24 protein-coding genes and 1 pseudogene are annotated in these 21,111 nt (G+C 70.5%); 13 read left to right on the top strand and 12 right to left on the bottom strand.

The genetic code is table 11. The annotated features are described in order from the left end of the window. Positions 1-155: 155 nt before the first annotated feature. Together ACZ7NC_RS38405 and ACZ7NC_RS38400 are read right to left on the bottom strand one after the other, a co-directional pair. A complete protein-coding gene (locus ACZ7NC_RS38405; protein ID WP_471495606.1) occupies positions 156-968 on the bottom strand; it encodes a cupin-like domain-containing protein in 813 nt (270 codons plus the stop codon). Next, positions 965-1,939: an acyl-ACP desaturase gene (locus ACZ7NC_RS38400; RefSeq protein WP_471495603.1), complete on the bottom strand. Its 975-nt coding sequence runs from the start codon at positions 1,937-1,939 to the stop codon at positions 965-967. The genes ACZ7NC_RS38405 and ACZ7NC_RS38400 overlap by 4 nt, the downstream gene beginning before the upstream one ends. Before the next feature lie 533 nt (positions 1,940-2,472). Between ACZ7NC_RS38400 and ACZ7NC_RS38395 the strand changes: the two genes are divergently transcribed. From ACZ7NC_RS38395 to ACZ7NC_RS38385, 3 genes are all read left to right on the top strand, one after another. Continuing rightward, positions 2,473-3,027, top strand: a complete 555-nt coding sequence (locus ACZ7NC_RS38395; protein ID WP_471495600.1) for a hypothetical protein — start codon at positions 2,473-2,475, stop codon at positions 3,025-3,027. Further along, entirely contained in the window at positions 3,024-4,400 is a 1,377-nt protein-coding gene (locus ACZ7NC_RS38390) for an NAD(P)/FAD-dependent oxidoreductase (RefSeq protein WP_471495597.1), read from the top strand. The genes ACZ7NC_RS38395 and ACZ7NC_RS38390 overlap by 4 nt, the downstream gene beginning before the upstream one ends. Positions 4,401-4,471: 71 nt before the next feature. After that, positions 4,472-5,677 carry a beta-ketoacyl-[acyl-carrier-protein] synthase family protein gene (locus ACZ7NC_RS38385; RefSeq protein ID WP_471495595.1) on the top strand — a complete coding sequence of 402 codons (1,206 nt, stop codon included), beginning with the start codon at positions 4,472-4,474 and terminating at the stop codon, positions 5,675-5,677. A 14-nt stretch (positions 5,678-5,691) separates the two neighbouring features. Here the strand turns inward: ACZ7NC_RS38385 and ACZ7NC_RS38380 are convergent, their stop codons facing one another. Continuing rightward, complete coding sequence (locus ACZ7NC_RS38380; RefSeq protein ID WP_471495593.1) at positions 5,692-6,159, bottom strand: Lrp/AsnC family transcriptional regulator; 468 nt, start codon at positions 6,157-6,159, stop codon at positions 5,692-5,694. A gap of 101 nt (positions 6,160-6,260) precedes the next feature. Between ACZ7NC_RS38380 and ACZ7NC_RS38375 the strand changes: the two genes are divergently transcribed. Next, entirely contained in the window at positions 6,261-7,652 is a 1,392-nt protein-coding gene (locus ACZ7NC_RS38375) for a pyridoxal phosphate-dependent decarboxylase family protein (RefSeq protein ID WP_471495591.1), read from the top strand. On the opposite strand, the gene ACZ7NC_RS38370 is transcribed toward ACZ7NC_RS38375, so the two are convergent. Beyond that, positions 7,624-8,376, bottom strand: coding sequence for a hypothetical protein (locus ACZ7NC_RS38370; protein WP_471495589.1), 753 nt, complete (start codon positions 8,374-8,376; stop codon positions 7,624-7,626). The two genes, ACZ7NC_RS38375 and ACZ7NC_RS38370, sit on opposite strands and share 29 nt — an antisense overlap. A 281-nt stretch (positions 8,377-8,657) precedes the next feature. Between ACZ7NC_RS38370 and ACZ7NC_RS38365 the strand changes: the two genes are divergently transcribed. Next, entirely contained in the window at positions 8,658-9,155 is a 498-nt protein-coding gene (locus ACZ7NC_RS38365; RefSeq protein ID WP_471495587.1) for a Rieske (2Fe-2S) protein, read from the top strand. Here ACZ7NC_RS38365 and ACZ7NC_RS38360 read toward each other — a convergent pair. Further along, entirely contained in the window at positions 9,142-9,792 is a 651-nt protein-coding gene (locus ACZ7NC_RS38360) for a cysteine hydrolase family protein (protein WP_471495585.1), read from the bottom strand. The genes ACZ7NC_RS38365 and ACZ7NC_RS38360 overlap by 14 nt on opposite strands. Positions 9,793-9,952: 160 nt before the next feature. Between ACZ7NC_RS38360 and ACZ7NC_RS38355 the strand changes: the two genes are divergently transcribed. Then, positions 9,953-10,420, top strand: coding sequence for a pyridoxamine 5'-phosphate oxidase family protein (locus ACZ7NC_RS38355; RefSeq protein WP_471495583.1), 468 nt, complete (start codon positions 9,953-9,955; stop codon positions 10,418-10,420). Between the two features lie 22 nt (positions 10,421-10,442). Here ACZ7NC_RS38355 and ACZ7NC_RS38350 read toward each other — a convergent pair whose 3' ends face one another. Continuing rightward, a complete protein-coding gene (locus tag ACZ7NC_RS38350) occupies positions 10,443-11,345 on the bottom strand; it encodes a LysR family transcriptional regulator (RefSeq protein ID WP_471495581.1) in 903 nt (300 codons plus the stop codon). 74 nt (positions 11,346-11,419) lie between these two features. Between ACZ7NC_RS38350 and ACZ7NC_RS38345 the strand changes: the two genes are divergently transcribed. Beyond that, positions 11,420-12,367, top strand: coding sequence for a DMT family transporter (locus ACZ7NC_RS38345; protein WP_471495579.1), 948 nt, complete (start codon positions 11,420-11,422; stop codon positions 12,365-12,367). A 105-nt stretch (positions 12,368-12,472) separates the two neighbouring features. On the opposite strand, the gene ACZ7NC_RS38340 is transcribed toward ACZ7NC_RS38345, so the two are convergent. Then, entirely contained in the window at positions 12,473-13,804 is a 1,332-nt protein-coding gene (locus tag ACZ7NC_RS38340) for an aminotransferase class I/II-fold pyridoxal phosphate-dependent enzyme (RefSeq protein ID WP_471495577.1), read from the bottom strand. A 35-nt stretch (positions 13,805-13,839) separates the two neighbouring features. Here ACZ7NC_RS38340 and ACZ7NC_RS38335 point away from each other — a divergent pair, with 35 nt between their 5' ends. Further along, the gene (locus ACZ7NC_RS38335; RefSeq protein ID WP_471495612.1) at positions 13,840-14,523 is read left to right on the top strand and encodes a pyridoxamine 5'-phosphate oxidase family protein; all 684 of its coding nucleotides are present in this window, start codon (positions 13,840-13,842) and stop codon (positions 14,521-14,523) included. Further along, entirely contained in the window at positions 14,523-15,155 is a 633-nt protein-coding gene (locus tag ACZ7NC_RS38330) for an FMN-binding negative transcriptional regulator (protein ID WP_471495575.1), read from the top strand. Before ACZ7NC_RS38335 ends, ACZ7NC_RS38330 begins: the two co-directional genes overlap by 1 nt. Before the next feature lie 71 nt (positions 15,156-15,226). Here ACZ7NC_RS38330 and ACZ7NC_RS38325 read toward each other — a convergent pair. The 4 genes and pseudogenes from ACZ7NC_RS38325 to ACZ7NC_RS38310 all read right to left on the bottom strand — a co-directional run. Continuing rightward, a pseudogene (locus tag ACZ7NC_RS38325) lies at positions 15,227-15,490 on the bottom strand (EamA family transporter); the annotation flags it as partial. A 166-nt stretch (positions 15,491-15,656) separates the two neighbouring features. Continuing rightward, positions 15,657-16,661, bottom strand: a complete 1,005-nt coding sequence (locus ACZ7NC_RS38320) for an EamA family transporter (RefSeq protein ID WP_471495573.1) — start codon at positions 16,659-16,661, stop codon at positions 15,657-15,659. 69 nt (positions 16,662-16,730) lie between these two features. Next, entirely contained in the window at positions 16,731-17,897 is a 1,167-nt protein-coding gene (locus ACZ7NC_RS38315) for an FAD-dependent oxidoreductase (RefSeq protein WP_471495571.1), read from the bottom strand. Positions 17,898-18,034: 137 nt separating this feature from the next. After that, on the bottom strand, positions 18,035-18,595 hold the full coding sequence (locus ACZ7NC_RS38310; protein ID WP_471495569.1) for a peptidase: 561 nt from the start codon (positions 18,593-18,595) through the stop codon (positions 18,035-18,037). Positions 18,596-18,815: 220 nt separating this feature from the next. Here ACZ7NC_RS38310 and ACZ7NC_RS38305 point away from each other — a divergent pair, with 220 nt between their 5' ends. Both ACZ7NC_RS38305 and ACZ7NC_RS38300 read left to right on the top strand, forming a co-directional pair. Beyond that, positions 18,816-18,983, top strand: a complete 168-nt coding sequence (locus ACZ7NC_RS38305; RefSeq protein ID WP_471495567.1) for a hypothetical protein — start codon at positions 18,816-18,818, stop codon at positions 18,981-18,983. 170 nt (positions 18,984-19,153) lie between these two features. Next, positions 19,154-19,588: a type II toxin-antitoxin system Rv0910 family toxin gene (locus ACZ7NC_RS38300; protein WP_471495565.1), complete on the top strand. Its 435-nt coding sequence runs from the start codon at positions 19,154-19,156 to the stop codon at positions 19,586-19,588. Between the two features lie 84 nt (positions 19,589-19,672). Here ACZ7NC_RS38300 and ACZ7NC_RS38295 read toward each other — a convergent pair whose 3' ends face one another. Next, positions 19,673-20,293, bottom strand: a complete 621-nt coding sequence (locus ACZ7NC_RS38295; protein WP_471495563.1) for a PadR family transcriptional regulator — start codon at positions 20,291-20,293, stop codon at positions 19,673-19,675. Between the two features lie 139 nt (positions 20,294-20,432). Between ACZ7NC_RS38295 and ACZ7NC_RS38290 the strand changes: the two genes are divergently transcribed. Continuing rightward, the gene (locus tag ACZ7NC_RS38290; RefSeq protein ID WP_471495561.1) at positions 20,433-20,852 is read left to right on the top strand and encodes a DUF6193 family natural product biosynthesis protein; all 420 of its coding nucleotides are present in this window, start codon (positions 20,433-20,435) and stop codon (positions 20,850-20,852) included. A 64-nt stretch (positions 20,853-20,916) separates the two neighbouring features. Continuing rightward, positions 20,917-21,111 carry a hypothetical protein gene (locus ACZ7NC_RS38285; protein ID WP_471495559.1) on the top strand — a complete coding sequence of 65 codons (195 nt, stop codon included), beginning with the start codon at positions 20,917-20,919 and terminating at the stop codon, positions 21,109-21,111.

Below are 21,111 nucleotides of genomic sequence, written 5' to 3'. Positions count from 1 at the left end.
GACCAACCACGCACTCCCAGTAACGTCCACTACTCGCTGAAAGTTGCCAGACACCCGCCGCTACCTGCAGAAACGTCCTAACTCACCGGCATTGCCTGGCCGGGCGATGTTTCTCTGAGGGCTCCAGGCACGGCAGCCGCCTCGGAGGACGCCGGTCACCGGACCGTATGGCATGTGCAGTCCGTCGTGCCGAGCAGCCTGGCACGATGCAGGGTGTCGCGCAGGCTGACCCGAGTCCACAAACGCGCGACGTGGGTCCTGGAGCCGAAGAAGCCGCTCAGGAGGATGCCCGCGCTGAGGTTCACGACCTCGTGCCACCAGTGGGCCGGCACATGGAGCACGTCCCCCGGTTCCAGATCCACTGCGAAGAAGTCCTCGGCCGCGGCCGCTCCCCCGCCTGCGGCCAGTTCGTCGATGCCCACGCGCGACAGACGTGCCCAGGAGTCGTACTTGGCGGACAGCGCACCGGCGCGTTCGACGGCCCCGGGGCGTGCGAGGAGGAAGCGCTTCGTCCCGGTTATCTGGACGGCGCAGTTGTCCAGCAGGTCGTAGTGCAGGCCGGTACGGGCGCGGGCGGGCCCGATCCAGGCGCTGCGAGAGGTGACGGTGCCACGGGGAAGGAAGTCCATCGTCCCCAAGTCCCCTCGCAGTGTGGGGAACTGTTTCAGCAGGTCGAACTCCTTCAGATACAGCAGTTCGCCGTCGGCCTGAGGCGGCTCGGCCAGGTGCCGTACATACGTCTCCAGTTCCGACCAGGTGAATGCCGTGCGGGTGTTCTCCCTGTTGCCCCGGACGAGTCGCACTCTCAGCGACGGGGCGAGGGAGGCGATGTAGGGCAGCGTCCAGAGGTCCACGGCGGGCCAGCCCGCGGCCAGCCCGCGGAAGACGGCGGGTGTGCGGCGGCGCAGCTGTACCGCCGGGTCGGCGTCGGACGGTGGCAGGGAGCGGAAGCCCGCGTCGTAGGTCACTCGGTTCGCTCCCTTCCGGTTGCGCTGGTCGGCCGGTCGGCATGGCCGGTCCGCTGCCGTATCGCTTCACGCCGCTCGGAGAAACGCTGTGCGGCGCGGTCGAGATCGGTGAGGTACGCGGCCAGTTCCTCACGCGCGCGTTCGCCGTCAGGGCCTCCTGCGGGGCGTTCGAAGACTTTCAGTTTGCGCAGCACCGGGAGGAGTACGTCGTCGTGGTGGAGACGGGGGTCGTAGATTCCGGCCAGCGCGATCTGCGCGGACTTGCGGGCGAAGCCGTCCATGCCGTGGCCCGGCATCCGGAAGGAGGTCACGACCGCGGTGACCGCGCGCATGGCGACGCCCGGAGCCAGGTCGAAGACGGCGTCCAGCAGGTCACGGTAGAAGAGCATGTGGAGGTTCTCGTCCTGGGCGACCCGGGCCAGCAGTCGCTCGCAGTCGGGGTCACCGGAGAGTTGGCCCGTATTGCGGTGTGCCACGCGGGTGGCGAGTTCCTGGAAGGAGACGTACGCGATCACCTCTGCGGCAGAGGTGTGGTCGAGCTCGAACCCGGCGCCCATGTGTGCCATACGCGCCCGCTCCAGGGCCACCGGGTCGACGGCCCGTGAGGCCAGCAGATAGTCCCGGATCACCTGACCGTGACGGTCCTCCTCCGCCGTCCAGCGGTGTACCCATGTGCCCCAGGCTCCATCGCGGCCGAAGTGCCGCGCGATGATGTGGTGGTAGCTCGGCAGGTTGTCCTCGGTCAGCAAGTTGACGATCAGTGAGGTGCGTACGGCTTCCGGCAGCGGGGACTGTTCCGGCCGCCAGGCCTGTCCGCCGAGCACCCCGTCGAAGTCGCGGCCCCGGCTCCAGGGCACGTACTCGTGCGGGAGCCATTCCTTCGCGCCGGCCAGGTGGCGGTTCAGACCGGCCTCCACCACGGGTTCGAGGTCCATGAGCAGTCGGATGTCGGGAGTCGGCTCAGTGGTCATTCGGCTTCCTGAGGCGATGAGAGAGGCGATGAAAGGGATCGACGCTCGCGCTGACACGCGAGCGGCACCGGAAACCCGACACCGTCATGGGGATGAAGGACGGTTCGGGCGCCGCCCGGACAATACCCGGAATTATCCGCCGGGAGGGGAAAGGTAACGGGGGTCACATACGACTCTCGCGTTATCGGTGAATACCGGATTTCCGGCGTTAACCCAAGGTGAACACGGGATTCACAGATCCACGAGAAAGCCCTTTCTATCTTCCCGAACGATCGGTCGGTAGGGACTATTGCGTCATCCGAAGAGGCAACCCATCGGAGATATCTGCAATGACTCCGCCCAGCTCTAGGCGAATAACTGAGGACCACGTCCGCACGGACCGGGAGTCCCAGACCCGTTCGATCGAGACACGATTCCTGAAGCCGGCCGACGTAGACACGCTCCTGACCCTCGAGCAGACGAAGTGGGACCGTCACCAGGCGGCCGACGGCGCCGAGTTGACGGCCCGCATTCACGCGTACCCTCAGCTCAGCGTGGGCGCATTCGACCGGTCCAGCGGTGCGGCACTGGCCTCGCTCTTCATGAAACCGATTAGCGCCGCGCAGGTGCGCTCGGCGGCCGACTGGGCCACCTGCACCCGGGCGGAAGCAGCCGCCCACCACGAATTGAGCTCATTGTTCGGAATAAGCCTGACCAGCGTCGACGCCGACTCGGTCACGGCCGTCTTCGAGTTCTTCTGGCCGTACGCGCTGAAACATGGTTGGCGTGACATATACCTGGGTTCTCCGATGCCGGGTCTTCGGGCATGGAAACAGGAAAATCCGGAGCTGCCGGCCGATGTGTACATGCGCGAAAAGCGCCACGGCCTGCCTCTGGATCCACAGCTGCGCTACTATTACGGAAAAGGCTTCAAAGAGATCGTCGCCTGCCGGCCCGGATACTTCCCGCACCCCGCGTCACTCGACTACGGAGCCGTGCTCCGAGGCCGCATCCCCTTGTCCGCCGGCGCACCACTGTGGCGTCTTGTGCCCCTGCCGTGGCTGGAGCGGATGCAGCACCTGCTCTTCCGGCTCGTGCGCACGTCATGAGCACGAACCACGCCGTCATCATCGGAGCGGGGTTGGCCGGCCTACTGACGGCCGCGGCCCTCGGGACGGCAGGCCGGACGGTGACCCTCCTCGAACAGGACCCCGGGCAGCGCCTCGGGCAGAGCTCCCGGTCACCCATCCCTCGCAACGGTGTCCCCCAGGGCCGCCAGCCCCATGTGCTGCTGCACCGCGGGCTGTGTGCCATCGAGGAGCTGCTGCCCGGACTGCGTGCGGAGTTGGTCGCCGCCGGTGGCGTCCCGCTGGACACGGGCAATGTCGCATGGCTCGGCGAACGGGGCTGGGCTCCGTTCGGTACGCCCGCCTTCGAACTGGTCTCGGCCACACGCCCGTTGGTGGAACACCTCGTCGGACAACGCGTGCTGGCCCTGCCCGGAGTGAGTCTGCTGACCGGATGCCGGGTGAGCGGTCTGGACCGCACGCCTTCCGGGGACGGCTGGCTCGTCCAGCGCACCGACGGCCCGCCGTTGCGCGCGGACCTGGTCGTGGACGCGTCCGGACGCGGTTCCCGGCTACCGCACTGGCTGACTCCGCAAGGATGCGGTCACATACCCACCTCGACGGTCGACGCCCGTTTCGGCTATGCCTCCCGCGTCTACTCCGCACCTGCCGATGTCCTCGGAAGAGCTGCGGGCATCGTCGTGCTGCCGACTCATCGCGTCCCCACCGGAGGCGTGGCCCTGCCTGTCGAGGGCGACCGCTGGCTGGTCGCCGCCGTGGGTGCCGGTGAACACCGGCCGCCGCGGGATCCGGAAGGGTTCGACGGGTTCCTGAGGCGGCTGCGCGACCCCGCACTGGCCGACCTCACCGCCCGCACCCGCCCCGTGACCGAGGTGGCGGTGCACCGGCGAACCGGCAACGTGCGCCGCCACTACGAGCGACTCCCCCACTGGCCCGCCGGGTTGCTGGTCACCGGCGACAGCATGTGCGCGTTCAACCCCGTGTACGGCCAAGGCATCACGGTGGCCGCTCTGCAGGCGCTGCTGCTGCGGCAGACGCTCACCCGCGATACCGAGCCCGGCTGGGAGCGCCGGCTGCTCCGCCGCTTCGCCCGCGCCGCCGACCTGCCCTGGGCGATCGCGACGGGTGAGGACCTGGGCCACCTCGAGCCCGGTCGGCGTGCGGGCGTGGTGGCCATGCTGTTCGGCCACTGGTCCGGCGAGGTGGACCGGCTCGCCGCCCACGGCAACACCCGGGCCCAACGAAGGCTCGACCGCGTCTACCACCTCATGGGTTCACCCGCCTGCCTCTTCGACCCCAGGCTGGTCGCCTCCGTGCTCCGCGGCCGACTGCTGGGGCTGCCGGCCCCCACGCCCCGTCCACCGCTCGGCCGCGAGCACACGCTTCGGCCCTGAGCGGCACAAACACCCCTCCAGCGGGCGCCCTCGGTCCACGATCCACCGAACACCTCCAGGAGAACCTTCTGATGGACATCGCCGTGACCGGGCTCGGTTCCACGACCCCTCTCGGGGGCGACCTGGCCAGCACCTGGTCCGCCCTGTTGGCCGGCGAATCGGGGATCTCGCCGATCGAGGAGGAGTGGGCCGAAGGACTCCCGGTCCGGATCGCCGGCCGGTTGCGGGTCGAGCCGACGGCCGTCCTCGAACGCGTGCAGGCCCGCCGTCTGGACCGCTGCGAGCAGGTCGCCCTGATCGCCGCCCGTGAGGCGTGGGCGGACGCCGGCCGGCCCGAGGTGGATCCATGTCGCCTGGCGGTGGTGATCGGCACCGGCACCGGCGGCGTGCTGACCCTGCTGGGCCAGGACGACGTCCTGGAACGCTCCGGAGCGCGGCGCGTCTCCCCCCGAGCTGTAACCATGCTCATGACCAATGGCCCGGCGGCCACCGTCAGTCTGGAGCTGGGAGCTCGGGGCGGTGCCCACACCCCGGTCAGCGCCTGCGCCTCCGGCGCCGAGACCATCGCCCTGGGCATGGATCTGATCCGGCTCGGCCGCGCCGACGTCGTGGTGGCCGGCGGCGCCGAGGCATGCCTTCACCCTCTGCCACTCGCCGGCTTCGCCCAGGCGACGGCACACTCCACCCGCAACGACGACCCGCAACGGGCGTCCAGGCCCTTCGACCGGTCGCGGGACGGCTTCGTGATCGGGGAGGGCTCCGCCGTACTGGTCCTGGAACGCGCCGAGTTCGCCGCCGCCCGTGGCGCCCGCGTGCACGCCCGCCTGACCGGGTCCGGTGTCACCTCCGACGCCCACCACATGACCGCGGGACACCCCGAAGGCCAAACGCGCGCCATGCGCCTCGCTCTCGCCGACGCCGGACTCGCCTCCAGGGACATCGACCTCGTGATGGCCCACGCCACCTCCACACCACACGGAGATCTTCTCACCGAGGCCCGCGCGATCACCGAAGCCGTCGGAGCCCACCCGGCCGTCACCGCGACCAAGTCCATGACCGGCCACCTCTTCGGAGCGGCCGGGGCCCTCGGCGCCCTGGTGGCGGTCCTCTGCCTGCGCGAACAGGCCGTACCGCCGACGGTCAATCTCGACGACCAGGATCCCCGGGTCGACCTGGACATCGTGGCCGAACGCCCCCGCCGCGGCCCGTTCACCGCCGCTCTCGCGAACGCCTTCGGCTTCGGCGGCCACAACGCCTGCCTGGTCCTGACTCCTTGACGGAAGCCGCCCGGCTAGCCGGCGCGTCCCTCCAGCAGAGAGCGGACGCTGAACGGCTGCAGCTCCTGCAGGACGATGGTGGAGTTGGACCGGACGACACCGGGCGCCACCAGCAACAGGTTCGTGATGCGGTGCAGGTCCTGGGTGTCCCGGGCGACCACGCGGGCGAGCAGGTCGCCGTCGCCGGTGGTGACGAGCAACTCCACCACCTCGGGAATGCGCAGGATCGCCTCCTGGGTCGGCTGACCCACACGCTGGCTGATCGACAGCGTGATCAACGCCATCAGCGGACGGCCGAGAGCCGTGGGGTCCACACGCCGACTGGGCTCCCTCAACTGACCGTCCTCTTCGAGCCGTTTCAGACGTGCCTGCACGGTGTTGCGTGCCAGACCGAGCCGCTCGGCCAGGGCAACCGTCGTGGCACGAGGGTCAGCGTCGAGCGCCAGGAGGATGCGGGCGTCGAGGGCGTCGAGATGTCGCATGGTGCGCAGTATGACACGACCCGAGGGCGCCAGATTGAGCATTCTGCTCAATAAATATGACGCATATTGCGCGTTCTGCTGACCAATTCTAGGTTCACGCCATGCAAAACGCGCAATGCAACAAGATGTCAACGAACCGGCCCCCGCACGCCGACAACCGGGTGTGGGGCGACGAGGACGAGATCGTGACGACCGCCGTCGAATACGCCCGACAGCGCATCATGCAGGCCCCGGACCCGGTGTCAGGCGCCCGCCCGGCCGCCGATCTCGCCCTCGCCGCCGGCACCGCCATCACCCCCTCGGGAATCGGCGCTACGGCGGCCCTCAAACTGTTCGACCAGGTCCTGGCACCCGCCACCCGCGCCCAGAGCGGGCCGACGAACCTCGCGTACATCGCCGCGGCTCCCACCCGTGCCGCCCTCGCCTTCGACGCGGTCACCGGTGCGGCGAACATCTTCGCGGGCACTTGGGAGGCCGGCGCCGGCGCCATCCACGCCGAGAACGAGGCACTGGCATGGATCACCCAGCTGCTCGGCTGGCCCACCACCGCGGCGGGCTGCTTCGTCAGCGGCGGCAGCATGGGCAACCTCTCGGCGCTCATCACCGCCCGCTCCGCCGCCGCAACGACCCGGCCCCGGCCGGAGAGCGGCTGGAAGATCGTGTGCGCCGACAGTGCCCACTCCTCGATCAGCTCCGCGGCACGAGCGATGGACGTCGAGGTCGTCACGGCGCCCGTGGACGAGCGGGGGCATCTCACCGGCGCCGCCGTGAGCAGGGTCCTGGACTGCACGGACGGAGTGTTCGCCGTTGTGGCGACAGCCGGAACCACCAACGCCGGTCTCATCGACGACCTCGACGACATCGCCGACGCGTGTGAACGCCACGGTGTGTGGCTGCACGTCGACGGCGCCTACGGCGGAGCGGGCCTCGCGGCCACCAGCGTGCGGCATCTCTACATCGGTATCGAGCGCGCCGACAGTTTCATCGTCGATCCTCACAAATGGCTCTTCGCCCCCTACGACTGCTGCGCGCTGCTCTACCGGGATCCCGCGCCGGCACGCGCCGCGCACAGTCAGTCGGCGCACTATCTCGACGCCATCGACCGCGACGTCCACAACCCGACGGACCTGGCCCTCCACCTCAGCCGCCGCGCCCGCGGTCTGCCGTTCTGGTTCAGCCTGGCCGTCCATGGCACCGACCGGTACACGCGGGCCGTGGAACAGACCCTCACCACCAGCCGACTGGTGGCCAAGGCCATAAGCACCAGCAGCCACCTGCGCCTGCTGACCGATCCCGAGCTGTCCGTCCTCCTCTTCGAACGCCCTGGATGGAGCCCGCAGGACTACGCCTCCTGGTCCGCCCGAACCGCCGCCTCGGGCGCCACGCTGTGCGTACCGACCCAGTGGAAGGGCGCGACGGTCCTCCGCATGGCCTTCGTCAACCCCGATACCCGCGCCGAGGACGTCATCGACGCACTCCACACGCTCCGCTAGCGCCATGGGCCAGGCGCCGCGCGCGGGCCTCCTTGACCGCCCCGCGCTGGCCCGCCAGCGCGGCCGCGGTTCCGACGCCGACAGGGATGAGAGGTGCGTACGCGGAGGAGTACCCGCCAAGGCCCATAAGGAGCAACAGGATGAGCGCCGCCCACGCGACGAGCATTCCGCCACCCCAGGGTCCGAGACGGGCCTCCTTCTTCAGCCGCACCCGGCCGCACACGTACGCTGCGGCGGTCATGGCCAGGGCGACCACGTAACCCAGAATCAACGGGTACGTCACGAAAAGCAGAACGTCCTCCCTGGGCCCGAGCCATCCGGGCCACACGTACCGCCCGTCGATCTCGACGATCCGTCCGTCCCACAGACGCGCCTCGACCCGCTGTCCCTCCTGGAATCCGTCCGCGGAAGGCTCCGGGACGCCGTCCACCGCCGTCAGCTCGTCGCCGACACGCAACGCGATGGTGTACGTGGTGCCGCATTCCGTGTAGCCGGACGCGCTGTCGCGGTCCCTCCCGCATGTGGTGTGGGACGTCAGCTCGGCGATGGTGGCCTCGGCCGAGCGCAGAGTTCCGTTCGACCGTGCGAGCGCGACGGCCGTTTCCTCGTAGGCACGGACGGCCGCCAGCAGGATCAGGGCGGCCATCCCGAGGCGGAACACCGTGCGCACCACACGGGCCGCCGCCCTCCACATCCTCGTCGCTCCGAGGGCAGGGGTCGTCACCGTTCCGGGCTCCTGAAGGTGTAGGTCTCAGAAGGGGTTCGCCGCGCCCGTGGACCCGCGCACCGCATACCCCCGTGCGCAGCTGACCTTGGCACGCGGCCTCTCGCGGTGACATCCGTGAAACCACGTAGTCCTCCACGGCCGGAGCCGACAGTGAACCGACAGCTCCGCTTTACCCACTTGCCGGCCGGACCGGGTCAGGATTTCGACATCGTCTGAACAGCCGGTCCTAAAGGACCGTACCTCTCGGCAGATCACGGATTACCGGAAGGAACGTCAGCATGACCAGCGAATCAGTTCAGCCGGTGTCGAAACCCAGCCGCCGTGCCGTCGTGGCGGCGGTCGGCGCGGCGGGGCTCGCCGTCGCGCTGACCGCGTGCGGATCGGACGACGAGGCGTCGGGCTCGTCCACCGAGCAGGGTGCTGCCGGCGGCGGTGCGACCACCGAGGCGAGCGGCGGCTCGTCCGCCGGCGCCGGCGCCGGCGCCGGCGGTGCCGCCCTCGCGAAGACCGCCGACATCCCGGAGGGCAGCGGCAAGGTCTTCAGCGACGAGAAGGTGGTCGTCTCGCAGCCCGCGGCGGGCAACTTCAAGGCCTTCTCGACGATCTGCACCCACCAGAACTGCCCGATGACGGACCTCAAGGAGGACACCCTCTCCTGTGCCTGTCACGGCAGCCAGTTCTCCGTCCTCGACGGCAGCGTGAAGAAGGGGCCCGCGACCCAGCCGCTGGCCGCCAAGCAGATCAGCGTGTCGGGCGACTCGATCACTCTGGCCTGACCCGGCGCGGACGCCCGAGGCAGCCCAGCACCTCGTCCGTGGTCGCGACCGTGGCGACCAGAGCGATGGTGTGGCTGATCATCGCCGGGGTGTAGTCGGAGGGCACCCCGGCGATGGCGTCCCGGGGCACGACCACGACGTAACCCCGGTTCACCGCGTCGAAGACGGCGTTGGGGATCGCGACGTTGGCCGAGACGCCGCTGACGATCAACGTGCGGCAGCCGAGGTTGCGCAGCAGGGCGTCGACGTCGGTGCCCTGGACCGGGGACAGTCCGTGCAGGCGCCGTACGACGAGGTCCTCCTCGGCGACTTCGATCGGCGCCGCCACGCGTACCGCCTCGGTACCGGACAACTGCTGGACGGGGAGCCGTTGGGCGGCGCGGAAGAGGCGGGCGTTGTGGTTGGCGCCGCGGCCATCGGGACGGCGTTCGGCGATCGCGTGGATCACCTGGACGCCGCCCTCGTGCGCCGCGGCCACCAGCCGGGCCACATTGGCGAGGGTGCCTGAAACCCTTGCCTCCTTGGCGAGTTCGGGCAGGGCACTGTCCGGGCCGACGACGCCCTGCTGGCATTCGACGGTGAGCAGGACGGTGGTGGCGGGGTCGAGGAGTGCGCTGAGTCGGTCGTACGACGGCATGGATCCCCCTGTGCCCGACGGCGGCGTGGGCCGGCGAGCGTAGCCACGATCGCGTGAGGACGGAACCACCATTGCGTGTGGACGGAAGACGACTCATCCTTTTCTGACGTGATGTCAGAGGATCTCTCCTCTGACACGACGTGAGAGAAGAGGGGGCCGTATGACCGTCACTCAGCGCCGGGGCCGGAAGATCATGATGACGCCCGGTGAGCTGGACGAGTTCCTCACCACCCAGCGCACCTGCCGGATTGCCACGGTGTCCACCGATGGATTCCCGCATGTCAGCGCCCTGTGGTTCGCCTGGGACGGCACCTCGCTGTGGCTGTACTCGGTGGTCCGCAGCAAGCGCTGGGCCGATCTGCGGCGCGACCCGCGGGTCGCGATCGTGATCGACACGGGTGAGGAGTACGAGCAGCTGCGCGGCGTCGAGCTGTCCGGCTCCGTCGAGTTCGTGGGCGAGATCCCGCGCGTCGGCGAGCTGTGCGCCGAACTCGACGTCCCCGAGACGCTGTTCGCCCGCAAGAACTTCGCCATCGACGAGATGCCGCACGACGGCCGGCACGCGTGGATACGGCTGACGCCCGAGAAGATCGTGTCGTGGGACTTCCGGAAGCTGGGGGCGCGGTAACCGTCCCGTTCGTGGCGGGTCTTCAGCCGACCTCCCCTACCGCCGCCCGCAAGGCCTGAACCGCCGCCCGGATCGACGGGCGGCGGTCCGCGTCAGCGCGCCACACCGCGTAGATGTACCGGTGGACCCGGTTCCGTACGGGCACGGCCCGCACCCCGGGCGGCATCGGGTCGCGGCCCAGCCGGGGCGCGACACACACGCCCAACCCGGCGGCGACCAGCGCCAGTTGGGTGTGGTGCTCCTCCGCACAATGGGCGATCCGGGGCTCGATGCCCTTGTTGCGCAACGTGTAGAGCAGCCACTCGTGGCAGAACTCCCCCTCGGGCCAGGCGACCCATTCGTCGCCCGCGAAGTCCTCCAGGTCGACCTCGCGCCGGTCGGCGAGCGGATGCCCCTCGGGCATGGCGATCTCCACCCGGTCGTCGAGGATCGCGGCCTTGGCGAGCCCTTCCGGCATGGGCAGGGGCTTGTTGTACCAGTCGAGGACGACGGCCAGGTCGGCATCGCCACGGATCACCGCGGCGACCCCGTCCTCGGGCTCCAGCTCGCGCGAGCGCAGACGCAATGCCGGATGGTCGGCGCGCAGGGCGGTGAGTGCCGCGGGGAACAGCCCGCGCAGCGCCGTGGGGAACGCGACCAGCCGCAGCTCACCGACCACCTGCCCGCGCTGCGCCTCCAGGTCGGACTGGGCGAGTTCGACCTGCGACAGGATGCGGGCGGCATGCTCGGCGAGCAGCCGGCCCGCGTCCGTCAGCCGCACGCCCCGGCCGTTCTTGGCGAGAAGCTGCTGGCCGATCTCCCGCTCCAGCTTGGACATCTGCTGCGAGACGGCCGATGTCGTGATGTGCAGTCCCTCGGCGGCGCCGCTGACCGAGCCGTGCCGGGCGAGGGCGTCGAGGGTGCGCAGGCGCTCCAGGTTCAACATGTAAGCAATACTACGAGATACGGGGCGCAAAAACTCGATTGTGCTACGAGGTTCTGTACCGCATCGTTGCTGCCATGACCACCGCCACCGCCTCGCACGACGCGGCCGCAGCCGCAACCGCAACCGTTGCGAGCCCCCGCCCCCGCGCCCGCCTGGACTGGCGGCTGCGCTTCGCCGCCCTCTCCCTGATCTGGGGCTTCAGCTTCCTGCTCATCAAGGTGGGCACCGACGGCTACGCCCCCTTCCAGGTCACGCTGGGCCGACTGGTGTTCGGGACGGCGGTGCTGGCGGTCGCGATGGCGGTGAAGCGGGAGCGGCTGCCGCGCGGGGCGCGTACATGGGGACATCTGACGGTCGCCGCGTTCCTGCTGAACGCGCTGCCGTTCTCCCTGTTCGCGTACTCCGAGCTGACGATCCCGTCCACACTCGCGGGCATCTGCAACGCGACCTCGCCGCTGTGGGGCATGGTCCTGTCCCTGGTGGCGCTGTCGGAGGACCGGCCGACGCGGGTCCGGGTCGCCGGGCTGGGGATCGGCTTCCTGGGTGTGCTGACGGTGCTCGGGGCATGGCAGGGCTTTCACGGGCTGGACGCCACGGGTACGGCGATGGCACTGCTGGCCTCGTTGAGCTACCCGATCGGCTGGATATATGTCCGCCGGACGCTGGCCGGGTCCGGGGAGTCGCATCTGTCGCTGACCGGAGCGCAGCTGTTGCTGGCGACCGTTCAACTGGCCGTCGTCACACCCCTGTTCACCTCCATACCGACGAGGTTCTCGCTGGTGCCGGTGCTGGCGATCGTGGCGTTGGGCGCGCTCGGGACCGGGCTCGCCGTGTTGATCCAGTACGGGCTGGTCGCCGAGGTCGGGCCCACTACGGCGCAGATGGTCACGTATTTCATTCCGGTGATCGCGACGGCCGCGGGGGTCGCCGTCCTCAGCGAGTCCCTTCGCTGGACCACGCCGGTGGGGGCGGTGATCGTCCTTGTGGGGGCGGCGCTCACTCAGGTGAAGCGGAGCTCCTGACAGGCGCGGGCCGCGGGACAGTCGGCGACTGCGGGTCCGATGCGGCTGGTGGCGCCCACGCGGCGGAGCCGCCTGTCGACACGGCTCCGCACCCCTCAGGGTTGGCTACGCGTAGCCTCTCGCCGGTCCAGGGCCCACCGCTGTCGCCACCGCGTCCGCCAGCGGACCGGCCTCCGCCTCGCTGAGCGTCGAGGTGGTGATCCTGATCCCGGGTGGCGCGCTGGTGCGAAAGCGCGCCCCCGGCGCGACCGCCCAGCCCGCGTGCAGCAGGCGGGCCACCGCGCCGGTCTCGTCGGGTACCGGGATCCAGACGTTGAGGCCGCTGCGGCCGTGTGCCGCGACCCCGCGCTCGGCCAGCGCCTCGATGAGCAGGGCACGGCGTGTGCCGTACGTCTGCGCCACCGCCGTAGGGTCCACGGCGCCGTCGGCCCAGAGCCGCACCACGGCCCGCTGCACCACCCGGCTCACCCAGCCGGCGCCGAGCCGCTGCCGTCCGCGCACCCGGTCCAGCGTGACATGGTCGCCGGTGAGGACGGCGAGCCGCAGGTCGGGGCCGTACGCCTTGGCGACCGAGCGGACGAAGGCCCAGTGGCGGGTGATACCGGCGAGGGGGTGGGCGGGCAGGTCGACGATGCCATGACCGTGGTCGTCCTCGATCAGCAGGATCTCCGGGTGCCGCCGCAGCTCGGAGCGCAGGGCACGCGCGCGCGTGGCGCTCACCACGGCACCGGTGGGGTTCTGCACCCGGTCGGTCACGATCAGGGCGCGGGCGCCGGAGTCGAGGGCTCGGCGTACGTCGCCGGGCAGCGGCCCCTCGTCGTCGACTCCCACGGGGACCATACGCAGTCCGAGCGCCGGGATCAGGTCCAGCAGGCTCCCCCAGCCGGGGTCCTCGACGGCGACGGTGTCGCCGGGCTTGAGATGGGACACCAGGACTCGCTCGATGGCGTCGAGCGACCCCGAGGCGACGGCGAGGGGACCGTCCGGCACGCCGTCGGCGTCCAGCAGGGCCCGCGCCATCCGCGCCAGCTCCGGCTCCACGGCGTCGTCCCCGTACAGCACCGGCTCCCGGTCGGCGTGCTCGCCCGCCACCGCGAAGGCCTTCGCCAGTGACGGCAGCAGGGCCGGGTCGGGGTTGCCGCTCGCCACGTCACGGACGCCCTCCGGCACATGCACCCGGACGGACTCACGCCCGGTCGTGGCGGGCCTGGGCCGCACCCGGCTGCCTCGACGGCCCGCCGTCTCGATCACTCCCCGCTCCCGCAGGATGCGATACGCGGCGGCGACCGTGTTGGGGTTCACGCCCAGATCGGTCGCCAACTCCCGCATGGGCGGCAACAGTTCGCCCGGCTCCAGCTCGCCCGAGCCGACCGCGCGCTCGACGCTCGCCGCGATCTCGGCTGCACGCCGCCCTTCGATCCGATATTCTCCTAGCACAAACAAGATTATGTACTAGTGCAATGGAGAACGCAATGCAGGGGACCCCGCAACCGACGTCGCAGCCCACCGCGTACACGCCGACCGACCGCACCGTCCCCACCCGCTCCGCGGAGCGCGCGGTGTACGACAAGGAACTGGTCCACGCGATCCTCGACGAGGCCTACGTCTGCCACCTCGGCTTCGTCCGCGACGGTGCGCCTGTGGTGCTGCCGACGTTGTTCGGCCGGGTCGGCGAGACGCTCTACGTGCACGGGTCGACGGGCTCGCGCCCGCTGCGGATGACCGGCCAGGCCGACCCGGGGCTGCCGGTGTGCCTGACCGTCACCCATGTCGACGCGCTGATCCTGGCCCGGTCGGCCTTCCACCACTCGATCAACTACCGGTCGGTGGTCGTACACGGCGTCGCGTACGACGTGACGGACCCGGAGGAGAAGCGCGTCGCCCTGGACGCGCTCGTCGACCATGTGGTGGCGGGCCGCGCCGATGACTCCCGGCCGGCCAACAAGAAGGAACTGGCCGCGACCGCCGTGATCCGCCTGGACCTGAACGAGGTCTCCGCCAAGCTCCGCACCGGCGGCGTCGTCGACGAGCCCGAGGACCTCGCCCTCCCCCACTGGGCCGGCGTCGTCCCGCTGCGCAAGGGCTACGCCACACCGGTCGCGGACCCCGACCTGGCCCCCGGCACCGAACTCCCCGACTACCTCAAGGCCCTGTGATGCTGATCCACCCATGGGACGCGCCCCGCGACGACGCCGAATGGCAGCAGTGGCTGAAGGTCCACGACTTCGGGCAGCTCGTGGTCAACGGGCTGGACGGCGAGCCGCCGCACGTCCAGCCGCTGCACTTCACGTACGACGCCGGGCGCGGCGAGGCCGTGACGCATCTGGCCCGCCCCAACCCGATATGGCCGGCCCTGCTGGCGAACCCCGAGGTCCTGCTGAGCGTGGTCGACGACCATGTGTACGTGCCCGGCCCCTGGCAGGCGGCACCGCAGCAGCCGTCCGAGCACGGCGAACCGACCAGCTTCTACGCGGCGGTCCAACTCCGTTGCCGGGCCCATGTCGTGGACGACGCCGCCGAGAACGCCGAGCTGCTCAACCGCCAGGTCGGCCACTTCCAGCCGGAGGGCGGCTCGGCCGAGGTGGCGGTCGGGGAGGTGCCGTACGGCAGGCTGCTGTCGGGCATTCGCGGGCTGCGGCTCGAAGTGACCGGCGTGCGCGCGAAGTTCAAGTTCGGTGGCAGGCGGTCGGAGGAGGTTCAGGACCGGATCGCGGGGAAGCTGGCGGGGCGGGCCGGACCGCGGGACGGGGCGGCGCGCGAGCACATGCTGCGCCGCCGCCCGGCCTGAGCGAAGGGCCAAGGCCGAAAGGGCCGGAGGGGTAAGGGGTCCCACACCGTGCGGTGCGGGACCCCTCGCTGTCACGCCGGCATCGGTTCCCGTTCCCCCTCCCGCTCCCGTCGCGCCCCGCACGTCTCCGCCACCGCCAGGCCCGCGACCGAGCCGAGCATCAGCAGGGCGCCGGTGAGCGTCGGCGCCGTCGGATGGTCACCGACCAGGACGACGGCGAGCACCGCCGCGCTGACCGGCTCCAGCATGATCACGGACAGCGTGGCCGACCGCACGGCTGCCGCCCCCGCGAAGTAGAGGGCGTGTGCGAGGGCCGTGGGGATCGCCACGATGTACGCCGGTGCCCCAGGCGGCACCGGCGATGATCAGGTAGATGAGGCCTCGCCCGACGGGCAGGCCGGAGACATCGGCGCTCGACACGAGTTGTTCTCCGCAGACATGCGGAAGTTCTGGGCGGAGCCCGGCTCGGCGTGGCGAGTGTCGAAGGCGTGATCCCGCCGGTCAGACGGCGTTTCCGCGGGCGGACAACTCCCGCTCCGGGCCACCGCTCGCCACCGGTTCGGCGGAGGTCCTGGCGGGCGCGGACGACTGCGCGATGAACGCCCCGGCGAGGACGACCGCGCCGCCGAGGATCTGCGGCGCCGAGAGGTGCTCGCCGAGCAGGAACCACGCGAGGACGGTCGCGATGACCGCCTCAAGACACGCTACGACTCCCGCGACCTGCGGTGACAGCCGTCGTACGGAGACCACGCCGGTGACGTACGCGATCACCGTGGCGACGAGCACGATCCAGGCCAGCAGCAGGCCGGCCGCGACGGGGGTGCCGTTCATGTCGGCGGTGCCGGCGAGGACCGACCAGTCCATGCGCCAGGGCCGGGCCACGACGGTCAGTACGGCGGCGCCGACCAGCAGGCCGTAGGCGATGACGCCGAGCGGGTCGGGAGCCTGGTCGCCGGAGTCGCTGCCCTGGTCGGACAGGACGAAGTAGCCGACCTGGCAGCAGGCGGCGCCGAGCGCGAGGAGCAGTCCGAGGGCGTCGAAGCTCAGGCCCGACCAGACCTCGACGACACAGGCGAGGCCACCGACCGCGAGGACCACGCCGACGGCGGCGGCTCGGGTCACGGGCCGCCGTTGCACGAACCGCACCCAGCCGAGGACGAGGGCGGGCGCCAGATACTCGACGAGCAGCGCGACCCCGACCGGGATCCGGGAGATCGAGGCGAAGTAGAACGCCTGCACGCCGGCCACACCGAGCAGGCCGAACCCGGCGAGCAGCGCGGGCCGGCTGCGCAGCAGCGCCCGATGGCGCACGGCGAGGGGCAGCATCACCAGGGCGGCGCCGGCCACGCGCAGCCACACCACATGGAGCGGGTCGAGCCCCGCCTCGATCAGCGGCTTGGCCGCGACACCGGAACCTCCGAAGGCGACCGCGGACCCGATCGCCAGACCGAGCCCGACACCCTTGCCCCGGCCTGCCTGCCCGCTCTGAGACTTACGCACCGGCACATGATGACAGGCGATGACAGGAGCGTCACCCCCGTTGACACCTGTCTCGATCCGTGGACGCTCCGGGGCTCACACAGGGCGTGATCCACCACGGGGCTCGTCACCGGCCATGGTCTCGTGTCCCGTGAACATGTCGATCAGGCCGTGGGGTGTGCTGTCGCCGAACATGAGCTCGTAGAGTTCGGTGCCTTCGGCGGCGGCTGCGGCGCTGCGGGGGAACATGGCCTGCTCGTATTCGGTGAGCGCGGTCTCGACGTCGCCGAGGTGCGCGGCTATGGCCTTGCCGAGTTCGGCGCCGTCGTACATGGCCAGGTTGGCACCTTCGCCGTTCGGGATCGAGACGTGTGCGGCGTCGCCGAGCAGGGTCACCCCCGGCACCCGGTCCCACCGGTGCTCGATCGGCAGGGCGTTGAGGGGGCGCAGAACCGGTGCGGTGTCGCTGTCGGTGATCAGTGCGGTGACCTCCGGCGCCCAGCCGTCGAACTCCCGCGCGATCCGCGCGGTCGCCGCGGCGGCATTGGTGAAGTCGATCTGCGCGAACCAGTCCTGCGGCTTGGCGAGCGTCACGTACGTGTGGAGGGTGCCGCCGCTCTCGCGGTGAGCCATGATCGCCTTGCCCGGCGCGAGCGTGAACAGCGACCCGCCGCCGACCGTCTTCGCGGCGGCCGGGTGCCGGGTCTCGGCGTCGAAGAGGTAGGTCTCGACGACCGACCTGCCGGCGTACTCGGGCGCCGCGCCGGACAGCAGCGGCCGGACCCGTGACCATGCGCCGTCCGCGCCGACCAGCAGTCCGGTGACGACGGTGGTGCCGTCGGCGAAGGTCACCTCGTGGCGGCTGTCGCCCAGGGCACGGGTACCGCTGACCTTGCGGCCCCATCGGACGGTGCCTTCCGGAAGCGAGTCGAGCAGGAGCTGCCGCAGGTCACCGCGCTGCACCTCGGGGCGTCCGCCCGTGCCGTCGTCGGGCACGTCGAGCAGGAGGGTCCCGTCCGTCGCGAGGATCCGGGTCGCCTCGCGGCCTTCCAGGACGAGACCGCGGAACTCGTCGATCAGGCCCGCCGCCCGCAGCGCGAGTTGGCCGTTGTAGTCGTGGATGTCGAGCATCCCGCCCTGGTGGCGCGCTGTCGGGGAGGGCTCCGCCTCGTACACGGTGGCCGCGATGCCATGGACGTGCAGGACGCGAGCGAGGGTGAGGCCGCCGAGACCGGCGCCGATGATCGTGACTTCAGGGGTCATGGTGATTCCTTGCCTGTGGCACGTCTGCCGGGCGGGCACCCGGCAGGATCCCTGAAAAGGTGACAGGCCCTGCCGACAGGCCGCCGACATCGGACCGACAGACCCCCGACACGGGCCGGCCCTGTGGTGCGCGGGCGCTACCGTGCGGTCTCGCCGCCGCCGACGTACTCGTCCCGGCGTCCGTCGATCCGGGCGCGTACGGCATTCGCGTCGACGCCGGCGCGGGCGAGCACCTCGACGGCGCGCGCCTGCGGGTCCAGCACGATCGCCGCGAGCAGGTCGATGCCGCGGGCCTGGGCGTCGCCGCGGTGGGCGGCGCTTCGGCAGGCGTGCTGCATCGCGCGCGCGGCCAGCGGGGAGAAGCCCTCGCCGTGCATCACCACGGGTACCGCGCCGGAGTCCTCGACGGCGCCCTGCCAGCGCAGGCCGTAGCCGATGCTGCGCTGCACGAGGTAGCCGAGCAGACGGGCGATCTGGGGTCCCTCGCCGAAGACGGCGTAGACGTCCGGATCGTGTTCCAGGAGCGAGTGCAGCAGATGGGCCGTGTCGATCTGCCGGTCCCCGTCCCTGACCGCCCGACGGCGGGCACCGGAGACCACCGCTACCAGTTCGTCGCTGAGCCTGGCATCGTCCGCCGGGTCGTCCGGGCGCCGGCAGTCCTGTTCCTGGTCCGACTGCCGGGGGATACGGGGTTGCACATCCCCTACCCCATCAGTCCCGTCGAGCCGAGTCATCGCCGAGGGGAAGCATTTTCGCGTCCCACGGTGAGTGGACTCCGGCAGCCGAAATCTCCTCCTTACGGATGAGATCACGCCGCACGACGCGGTGAGGCGCGCGCCGACTTGCGGTGCGCCCCGTACGCAACCAGGGCGCCCGCCACACACGTCCCACAAGGACATGGAGTGCAGGTGCTGGCTGGTGGCGTTACCGGCTGTCGACGGCAGACAGTACGTCTACCACGTGTACGCCCCCGCGGACGCCCTGCTCGCCGACCTGTTCTGGGAGGCGTGGCACTGCCACGACGAGAGCGCGTTGCCGCGGGCGTGGGATGTGTTCGACGCCGCGGAGATACGGCTGGTGGGCTGAGGCCACCGTGCCGCGGCCCGAGAGGACGTACGTGAGGCCGTTGATGCTCCTCGCCTCCACCGTGGAGGGGGCCGGGTCTCCACACATTCTGACGGTTCATCAGTATTGAATGTTCCGGGCCCCCCGGATACGTTCCGCGACACCGTAGCCCGAGTCGAAGGGGTGGTCGCATGGCCGAAGTCAGCGCGGAGGCACGCATCGAGGCGCCGGCCGAGAAGGTCTGGGCACAGCTGACGGACTGGTCGGCGTACGGGCAGTGGAACGCGACCCACACCAGCTTCCCGGGCGGCGGCCCCACTGCCCTCGAAGTGGGCGGGACCTTCCAGGAGAACATGAAGCTGATGGGGTTCCCGGCCGAGGTCGAGTGGACCATCGAGGAACTGGAGCCGACGCGGGTGCTCGCGATCCGCGGCAAGGGCCCAATGGCCGTGACCGTGTCCACGCGCTACACGCTCACCCCGGACGGCGACGGCGCCGCCACGCTCGTGCGCATCGACGGGGAGTTCACGGGCGCGGCGGTGTCGCTGATGGCGGGCAAGCTCAAGGACTCGGCGACGGCGGCACTGAACGAGTCGCTGCGCAAACTGGCGGGCCTGGTGACCTGACCGGCCTCGCGGCACGGACGAAGGCGCCCCGCGGAGTGCTCCACGGGGCGCCTCGACCTACGGCGGAGAGGCCGCCGGTGCCGCTCAGTCCTCGTCGGCGAGGATCAGGTACAGCTTCTTGCGGGCGTCGTTGATGACGGCCAGCGCCTTGTCGCGCTGCTCCTTGCTGCCGGTCTTCCAGACCTGCCCGAAGGCCTCCATCAGACCGAAGCCGGCCTGGCGGATCTCACCGAGGGCTTCCCAGTCGACACCGCGGGAGGCTTCCTCCCAGGGCGCCTCGGGACCGGCCTCGGCCGCCTCGCGGCCCGCCTCGGTGAGCGAGAACAGCTTCTTGCCGCCCTCGCTCTCGCTGGCGATCAGGCCCTCGTCCTCCAGCAGTTGAAGGGTGGGGTACACCGAGCCGGGGCTGGGCTTCCACGCCCCGCCGCTGCGCTCGGCGATCTCCTGGATCATCTCGTAGCCGTGCATGGGGCGGTCCTTCAGCAGGGCGAGGATCGACGCGCGCACATCTCCGCGCCGCGCCCTCCCTCGTGGCCCACCTCGCCCCCTCGGCCCCCAAGGGCCGGGCCCGAATCCAGGTCCCCCGAAACCGGGTCCACCACCGCCGGGCCCGAACGGCCCGAAGGCACCACGAAGCCCCTCGAAGCCACCTCGGCCGTGCTGACCGTGTCCACCATGCCCACGCTCGTATCCATGGGAACGCATCTCAATCACTCCATCCATCGTTGATCTGTCGCGATGCTTCAACGATATATCGGGACTGTTCGCATGGCAAGGGTCCGATTGCACGCGACCACTGAGCCGGGCAAGGCTCTGTTGGCGCACGGGACGGCAGAATGAGCGCATGGGATCCATAGATGCGCCGAGTGCTTCCGATGGCGCCGAGCCTGATCAGGATGATGTCGTGGAGGCTGCCTGGCAGCGGCTGCTCCATCGCGAGGACATGGACAACAGGCTGGTGCGAGCCGCGCATGCTGAGCCGCTTCTCCGGCAACTCCATCCCTCAAGCAGCCACCAGGACCTGCACTTCAGCAGGTGCACTGGTGACTGGTCCTGGGATGTTCCGTTCGTCATGCATCTTCCTGGCGGGCGCTACCTCGTCGCTGGGCCATCCCGTTCCCAGATCGTCGGGGAGGCGGACACCGCCGAGGAAGCCGTTGCTCTGGTCGTCGGTGGTCTGCCACCAGGCTGCGGCCCTGCGGTGGTCGGGCGCCGGGAGGAACTCGACGAACGAGATCTTTTGAGACGGGACAACCACCGATGACGGCCGCCCGAAGCGCAGTAAAACCGGTGGAGCAGCCGGACGAGGTGTCCGTACCGTCCGTGGGGTGACCTATCTGAGCCCCATGGGATATCTGCTGGGCATCGAGGGTGCCGCTTTGCTGCGCGGCTTCAGGGAGGGAAGCGCCGACCGGACGTTCGTCGAGGCCCGGATCGCCGAGATCCACGCCCTGCTGGACACGCGCGAGTCCGGGCACGATCAGCGCGGCCGACGTCTACCAGGACTGGGCGCCGCACTATGA

It is taken from the genome of Streptomyces sp. NPDC111802 (genome assembly GCF_055634335.1).
The sequence above is the reverse complement of the archived record's forward strand: the minus strand, read 5'-3'. Positions and strand labels throughout refer to the sequence as shown.